At 41.0% G+C, this 23,015-nt stretch carries 13 protein-coding genes, 1 pseudogene and 2 riboswitches; of the genes and pseudogenes, 1 reads left to right on the plus strand and 13 read right to left on the minus strand.

From position 1 onward, the window contains the following. Window positions 1-460: 460 nt before the first annotated feature. The 7 genes from ptsG to ACFX4X_RS22470 all read right to left on the minus strand — a co-directional run bounded on the left by ptsG (window position 461) and on the right by ACFX4X_RS22470 (window position 11,685). The gene (gene ptsG, locus ACFX4X_RS22440) at window positions 461-2,530 is read right to left on the minus strand and encodes a glucose-specific PTS transporter subunit IIBC (RefSeq protein WP_377386614.1); all 2,070 of its coding nucleotides are present in this window, start codon (window positions 2,528-2,530) and stop codon (window positions 461-463) included. A gap of 214 nt (window positions 2,531-2,744) precedes the next feature. After that, a complete protein-coding gene (glcT, locus tag ACFX4X_RS22445; RefSeq protein WP_089364199.1) occupies window positions 2,745-3,587 on the minus strand; it encodes a glucose PTS transporter transcription antiterminator GlcT in 843 nt (280 codons plus the stop codon). A gap of 153 nt (window positions 3,588-3,740) precedes the next feature. Then, the gene (locus tag ACFX4X_RS22450) at window positions 3,741-5,072 is read right to left on the minus strand and encodes an NCS2 family permease (RefSeq protein ID WP_284468952.1); all 1,332 of its coding nucleotides are present in this window, start codon (window positions 5,070-5,072) and stop codon (window positions 3,741-3,743) included. Window positions 5,073-5,179: 107 nt separating this feature from the next. After that, window positions 5,180-5,281, minus strand: a riboswitch (purine riboswitch). A 225-nt stretch (window positions 5,282-5,506) separates the two neighbouring features. After that, window positions 5,507-7,063: a glutamine-hydrolyzing GMP synthase gene (gene guaA, locus ACFX4X_RS22455; protein ID WP_061461258.1), complete on the minus strand. Its 1,557-nt coding sequence runs from the start codon at window positions 7,061-7,063 to the stop codon at window positions 5,507-5,509. Window positions 7,064-7,205: 142 nt separating this feature from the next. Next, window positions 7,206-7,307, minus strand: a riboswitch (purine riboswitch). 36 nt (window positions 7,308-7,343) lie between these two features. Next, window positions 7,344-9,539 (minus strand): DUF4129 domain-containing transglutaminase family protein, encoded by a 2,196-nt coding sequence (locus ACFX4X_RS22460; protein ID WP_377386619.1) that lies wholly within the window; start codon window positions 9,537-9,539, stop codon window positions 7,344-7,346. Then, window positions 9,536-10,729, minus strand: a complete 1,194-nt coding sequence (locus ACFX4X_RS22465; RefSeq protein WP_377386622.1) for a DUF58 domain-containing protein — start codon at window positions 10,727-10,729, stop codon at window positions 9,536-9,538. The genes ACFX4X_RS22460 and ACFX4X_RS22465 overlap by 4 nt, the downstream gene beginning before the upstream one ends. After that, window positions 10,729-11,685, minus strand: a complete 957-nt coding sequence (locus tag ACFX4X_RS22470) for an AAA family ATPase (RefSeq protein WP_377386625.1) — start codon at window positions 11,683-11,685, stop codon at window positions 10,729-10,731. The genes ACFX4X_RS22465 and ACFX4X_RS22470 overlap by 1 nt, the downstream gene beginning before the upstream one ends. 535 nt (window positions 11,686-12,220) lie before the next feature. Here ACFX4X_RS22470 and ACFX4X_RS22475 point away from each other — a divergent pair. Beyond that, a pseudogene (locus ACFX4X_RS22475) lies at window positions 12,221-12,565 on the plus strand (ABC transporter substrate-binding protein); the annotation flags it as partial. 241 nt (window positions 12,566-12,806) lie between these two features. Here the strand turns inward: ACFX4X_RS22475 and essA are convergent. From essA to ACFX4X_RS22505, 6 genes are all read right to left on the minus strand, one after another. Continuing rightward, a complete protein-coding gene (essA, locus tag ACFX4X_RS22480) occupies window positions 12,807-13,289 on the minus strand; it encodes a type VII secretion protein EssA (protein ID WP_377386628.1) in 483 nt (160 codons plus the stop codon). Beyond that, the gene (esaA, locus tag ACFX4X_RS22485) at window positions 13,276-16,203 is read right to left on the minus strand and encodes a type VII secretion protein EsaA (protein ID WP_377386631.1); all 2,928 of its coding nucleotides are present in this window, start codon (window positions 16,201-16,203) and stop codon (window positions 13,276-13,278) included. The genes essA and esaA overlap by 14 nt, the downstream gene beginning before the upstream one ends. Then, complete coding sequence (essC, locus tag ACFX4X_RS22490) at window positions 16,196-20,677, minus strand: type VII secretion protein EssC (RefSeq protein WP_377386634.1); 4,482 nt, start codon at window positions 20,675-20,677, stop codon at window positions 16,196-16,198. Before essC ends, esaA begins: the two co-directional genes overlap by 8 nt. A 30-nt stretch (window positions 20,678-20,707) precedes the next feature. Then, a complete protein-coding gene (gene essB / locus ACFX4X_RS22495) occupies window positions 20,708-22,024 on the minus strand; it encodes a type VII secretion protein EssB (RefSeq protein ID WP_377386637.1) in 1,317 nt (438 codons plus the stop codon). A 71-nt stretch (window positions 22,025-22,095) separates the two neighbouring features. Continuing rightward, a complete protein-coding gene (yukD, locus tag ACFX4X_RS22500; RefSeq protein WP_061465940.1) occupies window positions 22,096-22,335 on the minus strand; it encodes an ESX secretion system protein YukD in 240 nt (79 codons plus the stop codon). A 97-nt stretch (window positions 22,336-22,432) separates the two neighbouring features. Next, on the minus strand, window positions 22,433-22,723 hold the full coding sequence (locus tag ACFX4X_RS22505; RefSeq protein WP_089364189.1) for a WXG100 family type VII secretion target: 291 nt from the start codon (window positions 22,721-22,723) through the stop codon (window positions 22,433-22,435). Between the last annotated feature and the right edge of the window lie 292 nt (window positions 22,724-23,015).

The raw sequence follows: 23,015 nt of genomic DNA on the forward strand, positions 1-23,015 counted from the left end.
GGCACGCCGCCAGCGTTCGTCCTGAGCCAGGATCAAACTCTCCGAAGAAATGTTTGACTTGCTCATTTTGCTTTTTTAATAGTGTGTGCTCACTTAAAATTTAACGTTGGCGCTTTGTTTTGTTCAGTTTTCAAAGAGCAATATTTTCCATCGCTTATTCAGCGACTTAATTAGTGTAACACCTTTCGAACTCCATGTCAACAACAAGTTTTATTTTCTCTTGCTTGCCTTCACTGTCTCAAGCGGTGTATTTAATATATTAGCACCTGCATGTAGACAAGTCAATTAAATCTTTAAAAATTCTTTGTTTTTTCAAGAACTACCACCTCCTTCTATATAAACACTGTTTCATTTTATTTTGAAGCATAAAGATTTTAATATCCCAAATGCCCAGCCCTGCTAATGAATAAACAAAAACAGAAGGGCAGCTAATTATAGCCACCCTCCTGTTCTTGAATGTTTATTTGCCGATAGAAATTACATCCGCTTCTTCCCTGTCTACATTCCCCGCCTTTTCAATCTTCACACTTTCACCCTCCGAAAGGTTGGTAAAGACGATTGGCGTAATTATAGAAACTGCATTGTTTTTGACATATTCTAAATCAACTTTAAGCAACGGCTGTCCGCTTGTCACTTTGTCTCCTTGAGCGACAAGTGCTTCGAAGCCTTTGCCTTCCAACTTAACTGTATCGATCCCGACATGTATTAAGATTTCACGTCCAGCATCGGAAACGATACCTATTGCGTGCATAGTCGGGAATAGGTTAACGATCGTACCATCAACAGGAGAAACAACCAATCCTTCCTCCGGCAAAATGGCAAACCCATCACCCATCATTTTTTCAGCAAAGACTGCATCAGGCACTTCCGTAATCGGTTTTAATTCGCCTTTAATAGGTGAAATAAAGCGCTCGGAAACTTCTTCCGTCCGTAAAGGTTTCGGGACGATATCCTCGATTTGTTTTTCCACGCCCTCTTCAGGAGACGCTTCTACTTTACGAGGCCTTTTTCCATCGATAATATCCTTCATTTGCCCTTTGATCGTTTCTGAACGAGGTCCGAAGATCGCTTGGATGTTATTGCCAACTTCCAGCACTCCAGCGGCTCCAAGTTTCTTCAACCTATTTTTATCAACGTTACCGATGTCATTCACCGATACACGAAGACGGGTAATGCAAGCATCTAAGTGAGAAATATTTTCTTTCCCACCCATAGCATCCAAGATATCCCCAGGTAGACTTCCGGCTGTACTTGCAGATCCCCCAGTTTCATCGTCCTCTTCCACTTCACGACCAGGAGTTTTAAGGTTAAACTTCCTTATTGCAAATCTGAATCCAAAGTAATAGATAAGTGCAAAGACTAAGCCAACCGGGATAACAATCCAAGCATTGGTTTGAGGATTAATTAAACCAAACAGTACGTAATCGATCAAACCACCCGAGAACGTCATCCCGATTTTCACATTCAGTAAATGCATGGTCATGAAAGATAGACCTGCAAACAGACAGTGGATTCCGAAAAGTACAGGTGCAACAAATAAGAAAGCAAATTCAAGTGGCTCAGTAATCCCAGTCAAGAAAGATGTAAGTGCCGCCGAAGCCATCAAGCCTCCGACTATTTTCTTTCGTTCCGGTCTTGCTTCATGATAAATGGCCAAAGCTGCAGCCGGCAACCCGAACATCATGAATGGATACTTACCAGTCATGAAAGTACCTGCCGTTAAATTCTGTACGCCATCTTTAATTTGCGCCATGAAGATGGCCTGGTCACCTCTGACTGGCGTTCCCCCGCCTTGAGGGATATAGCTGCCAAATTCAAACCAGAATGGCGAATAGAAGATATGATGCAACCCAAACGGAATTAACGCACGTTCCACAACCCCGAACACGAAAGCTCCCAGTGTCAGGTTAGCACCTAACATATTTTCGGAAAATGCATTTAATCCCGATTGAATCGTTGGCCAAATCAAAATCATCAACAACCCAAGAATAACTGCGCTTGCAGCTGTTACAATGGGTACAAAACGTTTACCTGCAAAAAATCCTAAATATGAAGGCAGTTCAATTTCATAAAATTTATTATACATAACAGCAGCCATGACACCGACAATAATACCGCCGAACACGCCAGTTCCCAACGTCGGGATACCCAGAACATTGCTGTACACCGCACCATTATTCTCAATGTCGGCAGCGTCAATTCCAAGGACAGTTCCCATCGTCACATTCATAATCAAGAACCCGATAATCGCCGCCAGCCCGGCAACACCCTCTCCACCAGCTAGCCCAATCGCGACCCCCACAGCAAACAACAAGGGAAGATTCCCAAAAATAATATTTCCGGCATTCTCCATGACCGATGCGATCATTTCAACTCCGCCACTCGCAAGAAACGGGGCGATATCCAATAAAGTCTCGTTTTGCAATGCATTACCAAACGCAAGCAATATTCCGGCCGCTGGTAAAATGGCTACTGGAAGCATCAAGGCTTTTCCGATTTTTTGCAAAACACCAAACAACTTCTTAAACATAGGTTTTCCTCCTCTTTACTGTTTTTCCATGCTAATAAAACGGTTACATTTAATGATGGAATTCATCTTCCCACGCAACAGAGTTCTAATACAAAAAAGGCATAAGCAAAGATAGGATTGAAATGAAAATTCAGGTATATAATACCCTCTTTCATAACAATCATTCTCCTCACTTATGCCTGATCGAATCAGTAACACGTAAGTTAATGTATTTTTATTTTATTTTCTTTTGTAATCGTTGGATATGCATCGTTAGATAGACAGCTTCCGCATCACAAACCGGTTCGCCTAATTTCTGTTGCATAATTTTTATTAGCTTCCATGAGATATTGTAACACAAGGGATATTCTTCTTTCAATAGCAATGCAATTTTTTCAGGTTCATCTACTTTTTCCCCAGCCAACACCCTGTCTATCATGAATCTTAAATGACGGACCAAACGTGTATAGTCAATGCTTTCCTTATTAATTTGTACGTTGAGCTGTTCCTCAACGACTTGGATAAGATGGTAGATTAATTGTGAGTGTTGATTGACTTCCGATAAGTCTTTATTTGCTATTGCACTATGAATATGAAGCGTAATAAAACCGATTTCCCCTTGGGGAAGGCCTATGCCTGTCTTATCCTGAATTAAGTCGATTACATCAACAGCAATATCATGTTCAAACGGATAAAGGGTTATCGTTTCTTTCAAGAATGGATTTTTGATAGTCATTCCTTGTGAAACACGCTGAAGGGCGAACAGTAAATGATCAGTTAAACCGACATGTATATGTTCATTGAGTTTTCCAGTTACTCGATCGTTAATGAGATGAATGGATTCTATGATGGCAGCTTGAAGACTTTGATCGATCTGCGGTAAAAGTTTTTTATAACTTTCCTGTTCCTTAACATTTTTTAGAACGAATGTTTTTTCCGCAAGTTCCGGACTTAATTCTTCGCCTTTCTTTCGGTTAAAGCCTAAGCCCTTTCCAATAGAAACTACTTCACCATACGACGGATGCGTGGCAATCACCACATTATTGTTCAAAACCTTTTCAACGATAAAACCATTCATTTTTCTCCCTCATTTTTTCCCAAAGTCATCCCAATGCCCCATACAGGATAAAGTACTTAGTACTTAGTCCTTTTACTATACACGATAAGACCTTTCTCTTACAACATGAAAGAAGAGCCCCAAAATCAGGGCTCTTCTAACTTACTCGCATTATTACTTCAAGAAAATGAAATATAGAAGGAAGACGACTCCAAGTCCCCACATGATTGGGTGAACTTCTTTAGCCCTTCCTTTCATCGACATAGTGATCGGATAGAAGATGAATCCACAAGCTATCCCTGTCGCAATTGAATATGTCATAGGCATCATGATAACGGTAAAGAAGGCTGGAACCGCAATTTCAAACTTCTGCCAGTCAATGTTTTTAAGTGAAGATGCCATTAATACTCCGACTATAACCAATGCCGGCGCAGTCACCGCAGATGTCACCACTGAAAGAAGCGGGAAGAAGAAAAGGGATAGGACAAACAGTAAACCTGTTACTACAGCAGCAAATCCACTTCGAGCACCAGCAGCAACACCTGATGTAGACTCTACATATGATGTAGTGGTGGATGTACCAAGAATTGCACCTGAAACGATGGATAATGAATCAGCTAGTAATCCTTTTCCCACTCTAGGAAGTACATTATCCTTCATCAGTCCAGCTTGTTGCGCAACAGCCACTAACGTACCGGCTGTATCAAAGAAAGCTACGAACAAGAAAGTCAATATCACGATTAACATTTGACCAGTGAAGAGATCACCGGGATTTCCGAGGGCATCGAACGCAACCCCGAATGTTGGCGCTATGCTAGGAACGGCACCGATTATTTTCTCCGGCACCGGAACTTGTCCAAAGATCATTCCTGCAATGGCCGTAATGACCATTCCTATGAACACGCCGCTTTTGACGCCTTTCGTCATCAAAATGACGGTTACGACAATTCCGAACACAGCCAATAAAGTATTTCCTGATGTCAAGTCGCCCAGTCCGACAAGTACACTGTCATCATTCGTGATGATTCCAGCATTCTGAAACCCTACAAAGGTAATGAATAAACCGATACCGGCTCCGACAGCGTATTTCAATTCGACCGGAATTGCATTAATGATTTTCTCACGTATTCCCGATAGGGAAAGCAAAACGAAGATTATACCTGAAATCAATACCCCCGTTAAAGCTGTCTGCCAAGGAATCCCAAAACCAAGTACAACGGTAAAAGCGAAGAAAGCATTCAATCCCATGCCCGGGGCAAGCGAGATTGGATACCTGGCTATAATTCCCATCAATATCGAGCCAATTGCGGCAGCTAAGGCGGTAGCGGCAAAAACCGCTCCGTAGTCCATTCTCAATTCATCCGGATAGTCCTCAATGCTTTGTAAAGTCAGCATCACAGGGTTAACAACCAGGATATATGCCATTGAAAGGAACGTAGTTAGTCCGCCAAGTATTTCACGGCGATAATTAGTTCCCAGCTCATTAAACCGAAAATAGTTTTTCATTATGAGTCTCCCCTATCATAAAATCATAAGCCAACAGAAAATGCCCCATTCACTTTTGAACGGGGCTTGACTGCGGTCATGTAAAGAAGTGGCGGTTTATCCATAACTCGCCAATCCATACACATCGTAGTCAAGCCGTTCACGGCAGCTTGGTAGAAACTTTTGGGCCATATCCCCAATATTATACGACAATTATGTTTTTTTATTATTATAGGTATAGTGTACCAATCACTAAAATAATCGTCAATATACCAAACGAATATCTTTTATGTAATTTTAGGCAATGTTCGCTTTTCGCTATATATCCCTTACTTATTATGGCTATATATTCGCCAACATACGGGAAATGTAATTAATCTACATATTCAAATATTATTTTAACCAAAAAAAAATCAGTGAAGGAAAATTCCTTCACTGATTGGATGATCAATCTTCTATTCCCACTCGATAGTTGCAGGTGGCTTAGACGTAATGTCATACACGACGCGATTTACATGGTTTACTTCATTAACGATTCTCGTCGAGATGATTTCAAGTACATCCCATGGGATTCTCGCCCAATCGGAAGTCATTCCGTCAATGGATGTAACCGCTCGGATCCCGATTGTGTAATCGTACGTACGGGCGTCGCCCATTACCCCTACACTACGGATGTTAGGAAGCACTGTAAAGTACTGCCAAATTTCACGTTCCAAACCATTCTTTTTAATTTCTTCACGTAAGATATGGTCAGACTCACGAACGATTTCAAGTTTTTCATCTGAAATTTCGCCTAATACACGAATGCCTAAACCAGGACCTGGGAATGGTTGACGCCAAACGATTTCATCTGGAATGCCCATTTCACTTCCAAGTGCACGCACTTCATCCTTGAATAAAGTGTTCAATGGCTCGATCAATTTAAATTGCATATCTTCCGGCAAACCGCCAACGTTGTGATGCGATTTAATTGTTTGTGCAGTAGCCGTACCACTTTCAATAATGTCTGTGTAAAGTGTTCCCTGAGCAAGGAAATCAATGCCTTCGAGCTTCGTTGCTTCGTCATCGAATACGTAGATGAATTCGTTGCCGATGATTTTCCGTTTTTGTTCCGGATCTGAAACGCCAGCAAGTTTCGATAGGAAACGTTCTGATGCATCGACCTTGATTACGTTCATATTGAAGCCCTCACTGAATGTTTCCATTACACCTTCGGCTTCTCCTTTACGTAGTAATCCATGATCAACGAAAATACATGTTAACTGATCGCCAATCGCTTTATGAATCAAAACAGCAACAACGGATGAATCCACTCCGCCACTCAATGCGCATAACACTTTTTTATTTCCGACAGTTTGACGGATTTTCTCCATCTCGACTTCAATGAAGTTCTCCATTGACCAGTCACCTTTGCAACCACAAACGCCGAATACGAAATTTTTCAAAATGTCATTTCCATAAACTGAATGACGGACTTCCGGATGGAATTGTACGGCATACAATTTACGTGACTCGTCACTCATGGCCGAAATTGGGCAAGATGGGTTCGTTCCATCAATCTTGAAACCTTCAGGCGTTTCCACCACTAAATCACCATGGCTCATCCAGACGATTTGTTCTTTCGGCAGATCACTGAATAACTTGGACTCATTTTGGATAGCAAGTGCCGCTTTTCCGTATTCACGGTTTTTCGCTGGTTCCACTTTTCCGCCAAAATGTTTAGTCATAAGCTGCATGCCATAACAAATACCGAAAATCGGTAGGCCCATTTCGAATATGCGTTCATCACAACCAAATGCAGTTGCATCATAAACACTATTCGGGCCCCCTGAGAATATTATTCCCGTTGGGTTCATTTTCTCGATTTCCTCTACAGTAATTGTATGAGGATGAAGCTCACTGTACACACCAAATTCACGGATACGACGAGTGATCAATTGGTTATATTGGCTTCCGAAATCAAGTACTACGATCATTTCCTGGTTCTTTTGCAATTCTGTTTTCCCCGGCACAAACGTCACCTCTATTAATGTAATTCACTCATAAAATCGAGTGATACTTTCTTATAAAAAATATTATCATAAAAAAAGAAAAACTAAAAATCCACCCTCAAAAATACACAAAAAGTATAGACGAAGGCAGATTTTCAGCTTTCCTGTTAAAATCCGCCTTCATAGTCAAATCATTTACGGTGATTCGGTAGAAACTTTCGATCCATATTATCGAGGATATATGAAGGATATATTAGTTTAAGTTAGTTTTTGTTATTGTATCAATATAATAAAAACCTGGTCAAGAGCTAGTTTTTCTCATTAAGCTTTCCCAACCCTTTTGAAAGTGTTTCCATTCGCGATCTTCCACGTCTCCACGATATATCATTAACTCGTATGCAGCCGTCAATTCACTCATCTCATCTGTATCGTACACTACATCCACATAGGCGGCATACTCCCTTAAAGTTTGCCCCTCCGGACGAACTAAACCTGCTCGCTTTAATTGTTTCAGTAATATTAAATATGCTTTCGTAAAACGAGCACCTGATTTGTTTCTATAATGAAGAATCTGCAGATATGGAATCCACTTCCTTCTGGAAAAATAACCTATTGAAGCAAGAATCATTACACTTAACAGTGTGATGGCAGTCCATTTTAAGAGCCCTTCCATGCCCCCAATACCCATTTTGCCTGATGATTGAGTTTCCCTATCGGGTGTATTCTGGCGTTCCCTGGTCTCTTTCTTTGTTTGTCCTTCCTTAGTTGGGCCAGAGTTCTTGATCTCTTCCTGTTTCAATTTCGAATCGTAAAACTCAACTTCCCCATCGAAACCCTTTGTCGGCTCGAAGGGGACCCAGCCTATCCCTGAAAAATAAACCTCGGCCCAGGAATGTGCATTATTATTGGTCACCTTATAAACGGATTCACCATCATGGATTGATTTTTCCCCTTCCGTATAGCCCTTTACCCACCTGGCAGGTATATTGGCGGCACGAAGTAAAACGACCATTGCACTTGAATAATTATCACAATAACCTATCTGCGTCTCGAATAAAAATTGATCTACATAATCTTGATTTGTCTCCGGATACGGAATATCGTCCTTTGAATAAATGAATTCAGGTCCGTCAAAATAATCCTCTATTGCTTTTGCTTTATCGTACCAATTCGATTCATTTTTTGTAAGTCGGGATCCCAATTCGTAGATCCGGTTTGGCAATCCATCTGGAAGCTGTGTGTTTTTTTCCATTAACAAATCCATCGATTCGTCAGGTTCTGTGGTTTTCCTTAACTCAGCTATATCAAAACTCGGCATATCATAGACCAGCTCATACTCTTTCATGACCAGTCTTTCGCCATTTTCCCGTTCAGAAATGACCTTGTCCATACCCTGATAATATTTGAAATCGATTCCGCTTTTGGCCTCAATCTTTTTTAAATACCCGGACTGCGGATGAATTATATGGGAATATGATTCCGTCATGGACAGTTTTGCTGTCATTTCTTCTGTTCTAACCACTTTAGAAACGTCATAAATATTTAATGATGCCATATCCTGACCGTTGGAAAAAGAGTGAAAGTCCTTTTCCTGTATGGAAACCCATCCTTTCCCGGTATAAACATCCTTGTTCTCCACTTTCCAATAATGTCCTGCAGGTGCATTATTATAAAAAACGGTGGAACTATCTGGCTCTATCGAACCGCCAAGATCCGAATCGTCTTCATCATATCCGACACTTTTCCCCTTCGAACTACCGTCTTCTTTCAGGGCTTTATCAGAATAAGAAGTAATATAAGGCACTGGGTCCGGCCACTGCGGAGAGAGTTTTGGGGCACCGAAACCAACAAGGACACTTACCGATATCATTCCGGTCAGCATCAAGATCCATTTATTTATGGAAACCATCGGAAACCTAATCATCTCCTGTATCGTTAGACGCAGCAGGGACAGCAGACCGAGCATCAAGAACCCGATGCTGATGATTCTTATCATTGCCTTATCCCCCACATAGGGAGTGAATGTATCTAGTACAGAAATGAAAATCACCGTTAACATAAAAAAGAAAAAGATGCTTTGCCTCACCATCACCCAGTAATGGATCAAATACGATACAAGCCAAAGAAGGGTAAAAAACAGAAACGTCCGAAATGGATTTGTTATCAATTCCCAATTCCCATCGTATATATACCCTAGGTTTCCCGAAAAACCCACTAGAAATCCTTTCAACCATGATAATTGAAATAAAGCGGTTTTCGAATGAAGGAACTGTAAAGAAATCATTATATAAGCACTAATGAGAATAAACCGGATTGACCAATGCACGCGGAAATAGTGCAGCAGTAAGGAAAAAATCAAAAATAGTACAAAAATGATGATATTCCCTGTATCGGTGAGTTTATCGACAGGCCTTAACCACTCAGTGATCAACAACAGACCAAAGATATATAGGAGGACATGCATGAACCTTTCCAACTTTTCGGTAGTGACTTTCATTCCGCCATCACCTCTGATAAATCACACTTTAGTTGGCCATGTTCAAAAAAGCTAACCTTTATCCCCCTCGAGACTGCTGTAGATCTTGACATTTTTTCCTCATCAGTAAGATCTGCCGGTTTCTTCACACATAACATCAATCCATTATTAGCAAGGGAAGCACTCAACATGTCCACCTTTTCTAAGGTTAAGTCTGAAACAATGAATATCACAGCAGCGTTTGCCGGAAGGATCCCCTTCCATATCTTTTCGTTCAATGCGTTTACCTCACTTGGTTCTTCTTTAGCAAGTCGGTAAAAAATCTTTCGTCTATGGTTATTGCCTGCTCCTGTCGGTATGATTACCCTCGATCCCATACTTGCATACCCGATCTCCATGCCTTTTTTTAACATGGCATGTGCGATGGAAGCCGTCATTACAATGGATTCTTCTAATAAACCCGAAGGCTTATTATCAAGCATGATGAATAAATCCCGGTTTTTCTGCACTTCGAATTCCTTCGTCATGATTTCACTCGTTCTAGCCGTCGCCTTCCAGTTAATCCATGACAACTGATCCCCTGGCTGATACTTCCTTACCCCGGAGACCACTGAATGTTCCCGTTGTGTTTTCTTTGTTGAACCCACCGCCCCCTGATTGAACACTCGATCAAGATCATTGTAGGCAAGCTCATGATATGGAGGGAAAACAGTTATTTTCAAAGGTGAGCTATATATCGCCTCCTTTTCAAAGAGCCCGAAAAAATCCCCTATCCTGAAGCGGATCGATTGAAACGAATGTTCTCCGCGTGGCAAGTTTTCCAATGTATATGACATACTGAAGGTACGCTTGAACCCCGGAAAGATCATTATTTTCCTTTGGAATCCGCTATCTTCCATCCTCTGAGGCAATTCCTCCTCTACCAACATGAATAATAGGGGCATTAGGTTTTCACGGGTAAATGTCAAGACTATTTCAACAGAATCGCCTGCATGGCATTCCCGTTTATTGCTCTTTCTCTCAACGGTAAAGGCATGCAGCGGATAAAACAGCAGAATCGCAGCGTAAGTAGAAAATGGCAAAAACGAATAAAAAATAAACCAACTGACAAAACCACCTTGAAACATTGCAAAGCAAAAGGTAACGGCCATGAGTGATAGCAGTCCGATCACACTCCTATTTCCCCTTGAAATGCTGATGAATTTGCCCATTAAGTCACAACCCGCTTTACAGGCACTTGAGTCATCGCGACAATTTCATGTATCACCATCCCGGCATCGAATCCATCATAATTCGCTTCAGGTTTCAAAATAAGCCGGTGGGAGAATACGAATGGAACTAAATATTGAACATCATCCGGTAGAACATAGTCCCTGCCCTGGATCAAAGCGTATGCTTGGGCTGCCTTCATCAACGCTATCGATCCACGCGGGCTTACCCCTAAATAAACCCCTTCATGCGTACGGGTTTGATTCGCCAATTCAACAATATAACGTTTTATTGTATCATCCACTATCACCGCTTTTACCTCTGCCTGTAATGATATCAATTCATCTATGGTGATGACGGATTCCAGCTCTTCAAGAGGTGCCATATATTGAGCCCTATGAAGTACCTCAATCTCTTCTTCCACACCTGGATAGCCAATGTTCATTTTTAATAGGAATCTATCCAATTGGGCCTCTGGAAGCGGATATGTTCCCTCGTACTCAATGGGATTTTGTGTCGCCATTACGAAAAAGGGCTTATCCAATCCTCTTGTGATACCATCAATCGTCACACTTGCCTCTTCCATGGCTTCAAGCAAGGCAGACTGCGTTTTAGGCGAGGTCCGGTTAATTTCATCGGCTAAAATAATATGGCCCATTATCGGTCCTGGCCTAAAAATGAATTCTTGTTCCTTAGGATTAAAGATCGAAACACCCGTTACATCAGAAGGCAGTAAATCAGGCGTGAATTGTATACGCTTAAAGCTTGCACCAATTGATTTTGCCAGCGCCCTTACCATGACTGTCTTTCCCACACCCGGAACATCTTCCAATAAGACATGTCCACCGGAAAGAAGTGCCACGATGCTTAGTTCTGCTATATCCCGTTTTCCGACAATCACCTTTTCGATATTACCCAGAACCATTTCAAGTTTCTGATTGACCTGCTTATAACTCATTCTCTACCTCCTGAGATTTCCCTATCACCATTTCATACCTTTTCTATATCAATGCCAACACGCTGTTTACATTAAGATCCAATTAAACCTTACATTGTAAGTTTACTAGATATTCAGTAATCCATAAACGAATTTCTCTAAATATATTAATACTGCTTAATGAATAAGGTATGGCAAACTATTGATAATAGGTGCTGCCTTGTCAGCTTATTAGGGAATTCAGTTTAAAACCGAAGCTGTTTCCGCAATTTTTTCTACTAAAGATACATAGATGCCCGATGCCGGCCAAACCTCTTGGTCGGCTTTTTGTTTTGCTGCAAAAAGCGATACGGAGGTCATTCACCCAACTACGATGATGTGTATGGAGATATCGGGCAGATCGCAAAAGTCATGGGCGTTACCGAAGAAGGGGGTAAATTAGTGAAGGATATCAAATCCAAATTGCAAGTGTCGAGGAAAAAGTGGAAACTTTAAATGAAAAGGAACAAACATAATTTGAAATTAGGTCTGCTCCGGAAATCCATACACCAGGAGGGAAACCTTCCAACAAAAAATCTTTAACACTGCTGGCATTAAAAACATCTTTGATGACCAAAAAGGCTGGGTTAAAGTATCCGATGAAGAAATCGTCAAGAGGAACCATAAATCCATCATTCCCACTGCCACGTTTGCAGAAGATGCTGTTGATGAAATTAAATCGTGTACAGGCTGGGAAGATATCAATGCCGTAAAAAATGATGACACCCATTTACTTGATGAAATATCATATCACGTCCTGGACCAAGGATCGGGGAAGCTGCTGAACCCGCAGCAAAAACCGCTTATCCCGACCTGGTCAAATAACTCAGAAAGAAAGGATGCTCCGGTCATTAGGCAATAAATCTACGATACATGATCTATTTATCTTAAGGAATTAAAAATGCACCAACTTCATTTCTTTCTTGTTTATACTAAAATGAATGCAATCCACTCATAAGATATAAGAGGTACTGATGAACATGTATAAAAAATTCTTCATTTTGATCTTCGCAGCCGCCCTTCTTTTAGGGCTTATTAAAACCATTACGGATATGTAGCAAAAACAGCCCGAGTCCTGACATTAGTCAGGACTCGGGCTGTTTTCATTTTCGTTTAACCTCTCCATTAAGTTTCCCCATTTTCGGGATAAGGATAAAAAACAAACTAACAACAGATAGTGCCAAAACGATGCCGAGCAATATCGTCAGGTCAAAATTAAGGGAAGGCTCTGTTTCTTCTTCACTTCTCGTTCGAATGCTGACTTCCGAGAATAATCCAAGCTGTTCTGATTTTGAAGCGATGGTATTATTTTGATTCTTCGTTACCGGAGAAAGAAACAGTGAATCCTTCACCGAATCCATGACATCATATTTCCCTCTTTCAAAAGTAAGGTCCTTTTGTTCTTCAGGCAATCTCCGCTTCTGTTCCAACAATCCTTCCTCATGGAAATATTCCGTTTGAATATCAATATCATTTTCTTGATATTCATTGGGCTCCACCATGGGTTCCTCTTCTGCCCCGCCATGCGGTGTATGGCTAAAGAACATGAAGAATAAGACTGCCATTACGTATTTAATCCACTTCATGGGCCATTTCTCTTCTTTCTGTAAGACGCTTCACTATATATGGAATGACCGTTCCAATAAGCGTCAGTACAATCAAAATGATAATAGCCGGAATGAATGCCGACTGATTACCAAATTGAATGGACATGTATACGTCTGCAACCGGGTGGCCGACATTGAAATTAGGCATGATTAAATCCAATAATGGAATGGTAAAGAAACTGATCAAACCAATCACAAGGATAGAACCGACAAACGGCCCAATTGAGAAGGCAAGCCGGGTAAACGCTGAACAGAAGAATAAAAGCAGGACAGTGAAAACGGTCCATTTAATCTCTTGCATATCTCCCAGTGGATAAATCTTTAAACCATATATGCTGATTATTAAACCTACGCTCAGATTCAATAAGGTAAACAAGGCGGCATGGACCATCATTGGCATGGTTTCATAATGATGCAGGAAGAAACCGATCAATAACCCAGAAATGAGTATGATCACCAACATGACAATTGGCGGGATATTGACCTTTTCCTGATGAAGGACTTCCCCGCTGATTTGAACGGGATTCGCCAAATATTCATACACATACCCGTTCTGCTGATCATCGACTAGAGTGTTGTTCAAGACACTATATACGTCCGTCTTGACTTTTACGGTTGAGTCTACATTTTGGGACCAATTATCATTAAGCTGATCGGCCCTTTCCTGTACGGACCCCACTTTCGCTTGCAGGTCTGCTGTTTCCTTCGTAACCGTGTCTTGTCGTTCCGCTACAGAATTGACAAGGGCGGAAATGAAGCCGACAGTTGTTGCCGTATTGTCTTGAAGTGAGACAAACATTTCACCATCAAGGTTCACTGGAGGTTCCGTCCCTATTTCAGGATCTCCCATATGATCTGATAAATTGGCAGATACTCCTTGAGCCCGTTCGGTAATTGCCGCCAATTCAGCTAAAGTTGCTTTCTGCCCTGATTCGACGTTTGCATCATATTCCTTCATATAACCCATAATGGAGTCGGAGAACATCCGAAAGTTTTCATTGACTCCTGCCAAACTTGCTTTGACGAGTTTTGCTTCTTCATCTACATTTCCGGAAACCCCAATTTTCAAGTTTTCCAATTCTTTTATATTGGCTGCAAAAACCTTATCTACATTTGCTTCCGTGACTCTTTCAGCCAATTCTCCATAAGATGAGAGTGAACCATAATAGGCAAGGAGGGTAGTTGAATCCCGGTTAGTGATAGGTTTTTCAAAGGCCTTCACCAACATTGCCCGCCTTTCTCCCCCCACTTTTTCAAGGAGTGCCTGTTCGAGATTCTTGATCTCTGTGATGGTCTCGTCGATTGTCATACTCTGGATATCCTGTAATTTTTGAATATCTTCCTGTGACTTTTTCCACTGATCACCTAAATCCTTATAATTCGTGCCAAGATCATTATAATCAGTCTGTAATTGCGTAAACTGCGCAAGCAGATCATTATATGAATCTACCAGTGTATTAAATTCCGTTATCACTTCATTATAATTTCCCGTTCTGCCGTTTACCGTTCCGCTAAGATTATTGATTTCAGTTTGGAGTTCTGCTGTAAGAATATTGATTTGTTCAGCAGTTCCTTCACTCCCCTCTGCCGGCACCAAACTTTCAAGTGCCGTGTTAATGCCATTTATTTGATCCAGCAGTCCCTGTAGCGACAGTTCATCAATCGGGTCCTTCTTTGAAGGAGCAGCCTCCGATTCACCTTTACCCGTTTCCGTTTCAATATCTTCTATAGATGTCGTTCCTTCACCAATAATTCCCCCATCACCAGAGCTGCCTGCAAGATTTCCTCTTTGCATAAGCAAGGTAGACTGAAGGTTTTCAAGACCCGCCTCTTCAGATTGTTTGAATTGTTCAATCGAGCTTTGTTGATCTTGGGTGATTTTCGTAATTTGTTCTACTTGTTTGTCTTTCATGCTTGTTGAAAACTCTTCCAATTCATTATTACTAGAATCAAGTTTCTGCTGCATGACTTCAACATTCCCATTAATGCCTTGGTCATTTAGACTGTATTTCGTATTCATCCCTTGCTGAATCTCTGGTACAGATTGGTTCCCCTCATTCAACACCTTGTCATATGATTGTACACTGTCCATGATAAGCTGCTGATTTTGGGCCGAGGTTTTCTCAAAAAGGTTACTTTGAGCTTTTTGATATTCCTCAAAAGAGGCTACATCCTTCACAAAGGAAGCCATCTGGGCTTTAGTGTTCCCTATTTCACCCATTATTTCATTACCCGTTTTCCCAGCATCCTTCGTCTGGGCAAAGACTCCTTCAAGCATGTCCCTATGTTGTTTGATTTCCCCAGCAAGGCTTTCCGAGCTTGGAGTATAAAACTCATACATTGTGTTTTGAAAAGCGATTTCTTTAGCAAGGACATTATCGAACTTCTTACGGATGTCCTCGACTGATTGGGAAACGTAACTCCAATACTGTGTTGAAATATGCTTATTCATTTTATTCTTTGTCTTTTCTAATTCCTTTTGTACCTTCTCCATATTCTCTGCATTCAAACTTGTTTGTACCTTGTACTTAATTCCCGCCTTAACAGGCTGCTCATCATCGAACGTATAAATATTCTCTGAAAAATCAGACGGGAAATATATAACTGCATCATACTTTTCATTTTCAAGTCCACTTTCCGCCGTACTTCTGTTAACCACAAACCACTCATATTCAGAATCCTTGTCCAAGGTAGTAACTAGCTCTGAACCCACGTATATGGGATTGTTGTTAAATTCAGTGCCATTATCTTCATTGACAATCGCGATTTCACGAGAGGCCGTTTCTGTCTTTTTCATTGGATTTTGGCCAATATAAGAAAAAAACAGGATGGGCAGCGCTAAGATCACCAGTATTTTACCGATTAATAGCATCGGTTTTATTTTTTCAGACACTCTCTTGCACTCTCCTTCTATATTCACTTAGAGGAATTTGGATTTTACTTTCCTGACCGTTTAGTACAAAATATCCGTAACCAGGCTGAATTTCTTCTTCTTTTCTAGAATAGGAGAGCGTATACAAGCTTTGGTCTGATTTTTTAAGAAGCAAAACAGCCTGTCTGACTTGTTTCAATTCAGTTGTCAACGAATCATATCCCTTGGTGAAGTCGTTAGCATTTCCAGCGACGATCAGACTAAATCCTAGATGGCTGTACTGTTTCATCAGGCCACTGATCCTATCCTGAATCCTGCCGTCGATCGTTTGTTGAATCCTTGAAAGGCTATCTATGACAAATATGATGGATGGGAATTCCAGTTGCTTCATCGGTTTCATTTCCAATGCCGCTAGATATTGTCGTTCACGATCTTCAAAGATTTCGGTGATATGATCGAGCCATTCGGATATCTGTTCTTTCGTTTCCACATAACGTACAGTCTCAAAGAAAGCATATGAAGATAGTCCACGATCGACTCCGTCAAACAAACCAATTTCTCCAATTGTCTGTGTAAGCAACGATTCCAAGAGCACTTTAAGGACATTCGTTTTCCCTTTACGTGATTGTCCCACGACAAGCAAGAATGGATTGGAATTCAACTCCACGGAAACAGGCGTAACGCTCTCCTCTGAAAGCCCGATTGGAATTGAATCCTTCTTAATGGCTTGTGAGCAGTAACTCTTGAAGCTGCTGGAATCAAGACGTGCCGGTAACATCGGAATCGCCGGCGGTTTGGCCATTTCCTTATAATTAACCTTATGATCTGCCACGGCCTGTTTCATTTCTTCCAAAACGGCTATATCATCCGCTCCATCGGCTGGTAAATAAACCTGCGTGAGATAGGTTTGGTCCTTCTTCACCAGCGCCCTTCCCGGAACAGGTTCATTTTCATAGAGGGTCCTCCCCAGAACAGAATATTGTTCCGAACTGTCCATTAGGTAATGGACGACCTTCGTCTTAAGACTATTCATTAACGGCTGGCGAATCGCATTGATTCTCGTTGCCGTTAAAATCATGAAAATTCCAAGTGATTGCCCATCACGTGCAAACTGAATGAGCTGTGCTTCCTGGTCCTGCATTTCATCCTTCACTAAATCGAAATTGTCGACCACGATAAAAATGATCGGCAATTTATCCTCCACTAATGCGTTATAAAGCTTTATGTTACTAAGCTCCCTTTCTGAAAAAAGCTGCTTACGCCTTTCCATCTCCGCTTTCATGAACAACATGAATTTTTCAATTTTCCTTAACTCATCGAATCGAAAGTAATCCCCTGTGTGAGGCAACTGGCGCAATGGCAGTAAAGCGCTATTCCCGAAATCAAAAATGTAATAATGCAGTTCTTCAGGAGTGAATTGATCTGCAAAACTAAAGAGAAGGGTCAAAACGGTTGTTGACTTGCCGTATCCGGAAGAACCAAAAATCCCAACATTCCCATCCTCAATCCAGTTATAGATATAATTTGTCTGGCTCTGCAATTCGGGCTCATCCTTCATTCCAAGATGGAATTGATTCATCATCAGGCCTGTTTCAGTATTTCTCGATAGACGGTCTTGAAGAGGCTGAAGCCATGGGCTTGCCAACTTCTTAATCTTCATTTCTTCCTGCGTCTTCACAATATGATCCGCAACGGCTTCAATTTCACTTATCTTTTCCTTCCTCTTATTAGTGATTTGTTCCGATACATTTGAGATTTGGACAAGACCAAGGTCTGTGACGAATGCCACTTCATCCTCAGATCCAACCGTATCCTCTAAATATGGTGCACCGCTCCAAGCTGACTGAAACAGTTCATACACCTCATTATTTCCTACCTGCAAATATCCCCGACCGGTGACAGTAATATTTGCGGCATCACTATTTTTAAGAATTTCCTTACTATCATTGGCATCCTGCACTTTTAAGGAAATTTTAAAACGGGCATTGCTCCAAATCTGGTTATCAATAACACCGCCTGGCTTTTGCGTGGCAAGAATTAAATGAACACCCAAGCTCCGTCCAATTCTTGCCGTACTCACTAATTCGCGGATGAAATCAGGTTCTTCGTTTTTAAGTTCGGCAAACTCATCAGATATCAAAAATAAATGTGGTAACGGTTCATCCGCTTTGCCCTCTTTGTATAAATCCGTGTAATCATTGATATGATTGACTTCGTATCGATCAAACATGCGCTGGCGCTTCTTCAATTCGCTATTGATGGAGGCTAGTGCCCTGGCACTGAAGTTCTTGCTTCCCTCAATATTCGTAATGACTCCCAGCAGATGAGGGATCTGCCTGAATGGCTGTGCCATTCCACCGCCTTTATAATCAATGAGCAAAAAAGCAACTTCATGTGGATGATAATGAACGGCTAATGATAGGATGTAAGTTTGCAGTAATTCACTTTTCCCTGACCCTGTCGTCCCGGCAACCAATCCATGGGGGCCATGTGCCTTTTCGTGCAAGTTCAATTCAACCCTATCCGTTTTCCCTTTCAATCCAATCGGTACTGCCAAGGATTTGGAGGACTGATTGGTCCGCCAGTTTTGGCTGATAGGAAGCTCTTCCACTTCACGTGCTTTCAATAATTCCAGAAATGAAACCGTTTCTGGTATTGAATTGTTCATGCCCTTTTGATGATCTAGTGAACGCAGCGTACGTGCATATCGCTCATTTCCTTCTGATGTATGTGCATCAAGTGTAAAAGGAGTATGAACAGCCTTCGTTTGCCGGATGAGAATCTCACCTTCGCGATCATTTATATACTTCACAAGTGTATGGACATTTTCCGTCAAACACTCTTTTGCATCCGCAGCAAAAATCGTCGAGATACCTAAATCGTCTGTTTTACCTTCTAAATATTCCAATATGACATGCTCTGCAATTAAATTACGATCCGTGACAATAAAGACAAAATGGGGAGTGAATCTCGCTTTCCCTTTGTTCTCATCCATATCTCTTTCCCTCAATAGCTGATAAATCGAAGTCAGCAGCTGATCGCGTGATTGCTCATTGTATATAAAGCCTTTTGCATAGGCATGTGGCAGTTGAAAATGAGGGAGCCATTTCATCCATTCCCATTCTTGGTAATCCTTTTCCGGAAAAATGGCCACAAAACGAACATCATGATAACTATGAAAAAAGGACAGCTGTCCAATCAATTGTTGCAGTTCCCGTTTAACAATCGATTCCTTTCCGACAAGGCCCATCGATCCGCTTGATAAATCGATGGATAACGGAAGATCATCCAGGTTTTTGTATACATCCACAAGTTCCTGCGACTGCTCAAGTAAATCATCTATATCCCGGTTGGACATATCGTTACTATTTGCCGAAACCTCATAACTTGAGGGTACGGTCGCCGTTCCGATCTTAAAGTGGAGAGCGTCTTCACTCTCCAATGTTCTCTCCCAAATACGGTCGCTAATACTATCAGTTAGATGCTTCATCCTTTCAAAAGAAGGGTAATGATAGAACAGCACTTTCTTTTGCTTTTCAGACAGCTCTTGCAGTTCTTCCCTCTTCTGGTCTAGATACCTGGTATACACACGTTGACGTTTCTCATCTCTGAATTTTTGCTTCTTTTTGTCTTTAAAGTATTGAACCGTCGAGGTTACTAAAGTCGTTGTGAACATCACAATCGATATGATGATGAAAATGCCCCGAGGCTGAACGATCGTGATGACCCCCATGACAATAAGCATCATTAACGGCGGCATAAGGATTAACCATAACCCTCTATTATTATCTTCCGATTCTTGGCTTGGAAATGATATCGTCACTTTCTCATCTGGCAATTCATAGATCATCCTTGGTGTCCGGCGATATTGTGGATAGCTTTTCTTCATTTCAGAGATTGGCTTCTTCATTTTAGATAAAGTTGTTTCATAACTCTCCGCACTATGAATCATCAATAAGTCGCCTTCAATCAACCTAAGCACCATATTTGGCCAGCAAATCAGATCACCATTTTGAATGGGAGCAGCCTTCGTTACCTTTTCACCATTCAGGAAAAGCCTACTTTTTTCTTTAGGTATGAGAAGCCACTGCCCTTTATGAAGAACAAAGGAAAAGCCATTGCCAGGAACGGGTCCTTCTTTACGGAAGGTCGCTCCCTCCTTGGCCGATATAGTGATTTCTTTCAGGTTGCCAATATAATAGAGGCTTTCTTCCAATTCCCCTGCCGTATAAAAAATCTCGACCGTTTCTTCTCCTTCATGAAAGGTGAAGCTTTGGAATGGTTTTACATCGCCAAGCTTCTTTCCCTCCCTAAACACCTCATATTCATTAAGCCCATCATGCTTTCTCAGCTTAATGGATCCATGTTCAAAGGGAAGGGAATAGACGGTGATCGTATCCTGTTTTGATGGCCCTATCGTAAATGGACCGTTATGATTATCCTTGATCGTATAGGACTGGTAGGTCCCCTTAGAATAAATCCATAATAAACTCATTAAATCTCACCTCCGCAAAAGGCCCAATGCTCACTCTTTGCTTTTCTCTTTTTCTTCAATTGATTTTTTCGAGGAATCCTTACCTTCTTCTTTTACAGCAGGCTTTGCTTCCGCTTCACCTTTATCTTCCGCATTGGAATTTGTTGCAGGCTGGTTCTGTTCTTGCTGTTCCCCATTTTCCTCCATTTGCTTATCCAATTCCTCTTTTTCCTTTCTATATTGGGACAACTCAGTATCGACTTCTTTAATTTGCGTTTCCTTTTCTTCCCCGGAAAGTTTATCGTCTAACTTAATCTGTTCTTTCTGATTTACCAAACCATACATAATCAATTCGCGATCCTCCATGATTCTCGCCAAATCGATCGCGTCCTCATTCATGCCCCTGCCTATATATATCCAATATAGGAGATACTGGCTATCGGTTTGCAAAGTGATTGCATTTTCCACATTTTTCTTAGCGACTCCCTCCAACGGTTCGTAAGTGACATAGGACTTCGCCAGTTCATATTGAACGACATACGGCATATTTTTTGGGTCGTAGTTTTCCAAACGGTCAATGACTTCACTGTATTTTTGTTTTAAGAAGCTTTCACCGCTTTCTACATATGCATCCTGCCTAGGTTGGGAGAAGAATAGTGTGTAAATCGTAAAGAACATCAGTGGCACTAGAACGATCATCGTACCCAAAAGTGTATAGCGGCCGATTCTCCATTTTTTTTCAGGGATATGCACAAATGCCTTTTCTTCCTTCTCTAAAGCATCTATCCGTTTTTGAACGACCGTGGATAGTTCATCCCAAGTCCCCGCTGCCAATATACTTTTTGATTCGTTCGATAGTTTTAATGTTTTATAATAAAGCAGATACTCTTCGAAAGTATACTGACCATCCACGAATGCCGAAATCGTTGCCTTCGTTTCTTGAAATAGCTCATCATGATTATGCTCATATGGAGGCAAACTGTCTTTTACACCATAATGTAGGAAATATGGGGTCAAGCTTGGATCAAAAACGATATTTTCTGGACAGACGACTAGTTGCAGCCGAGTCAATTCATGATTTCTGATTTTCTTCACGATTTGATAAGACGATACCCATCGACCTAACAGGTTTCTATCTTTAGCTTTGGAAAAAACAAAAAAAGAGGCTGGTGGATTTACTCTGATCTGCACCTCGTCCTCTGTCACTTCTATATGTTTCTGGAGAGCATCATCCGCTTCATGAATAAGCTGTAATTCCAGTGGGTCTTGCATCGATAGTTTTGCCCGTTGGAAAACGAACAGATACCCATTATCATCCTTCACCATTGCAGCTTCTGTTTTTTTCTCCAGATATGGTTTCTCATCCATTCTATGTACTCCTTTACCCCTGCTAAAAGGGCTTTAGACTTTATTCCTATAACGAGCCCACACTTAATCCATTAGAGGATCTCAAGGCGGTCCCCCGACGTAATTCCGCTATCAAGCAGGGTATCATAACCTGAACATACAAACTCTTTATTCTTGACCCGCACCCAATATCCATCTTTAGGTGCAGTGGCAATATCCTTTACCTGCCATACAATTTCCACAACCTTCTTGATGGAGCGGTAATTCGAGACTTGCAAGTCAAATACTTCCCCTGTATACCTGTTTAAATCGATCGTAAGTTGAATATATATGGAAACCACCTCTTTTAAAAGCAAAAAAGCACCACGATCTTCATTAAGAGTCGCAGCGCTTTTTCCTAGAAAATTCTTTATCTCTTTGACCTAATGATTATCCGCGAATTTGACTGGCAATCTGATTATCTGTATCTTCAAGGATTTGAGCTGATTTATTCAATTGTTGAGAAACTTCATTCAACAAGCGTGCCATATCCATGAATGAAGGCTTCAATTCTTCATATTGTCCGATGAAAGCCTCACTCGAAGAACCTTCCCAAATACCTGTTAAATGATCTCTCATTTTATCTAAACGACCAATGATATCCGTTACCTGTTGGCTCTCATTATCATATTGCCTAGCTACATCTTTCAGTTCCGAAGGTGTTACGCGAATTTGTGACATAGAAAAACTCCTCCTTTAATCTTATATAGTACATTTTAATAGAACCATACATTTTCTGCCATATAAATAAAAATAAAGTCGAAAAATGGTAAATTATGATTATGGAAAAAACCTAAATATGGGATTATGAAAGTCTATGTACCTGTTTTTCCGAATCATTAAACATTTCTTTGAATGAATTTTATTTTTTTACCTTTTCATGGTAAAAAAAAGTTCCTTATGGGGCTGTTGACAATCTAAAAGGATTTTTGAAACCTGTATAGAATTTATTCTATGCAGGTTTTTTATTGGA

The sequence above is a fragment of the Peribacillus sp. YIM B13481 genome, from assembly GCF_042787985.1.
GTDB classification, from domain to species: Bacteria; Bacillota; Bacilli; order Bacillales; family DSM-1321; genus Peribacillus; species Peribacillus simplex_A.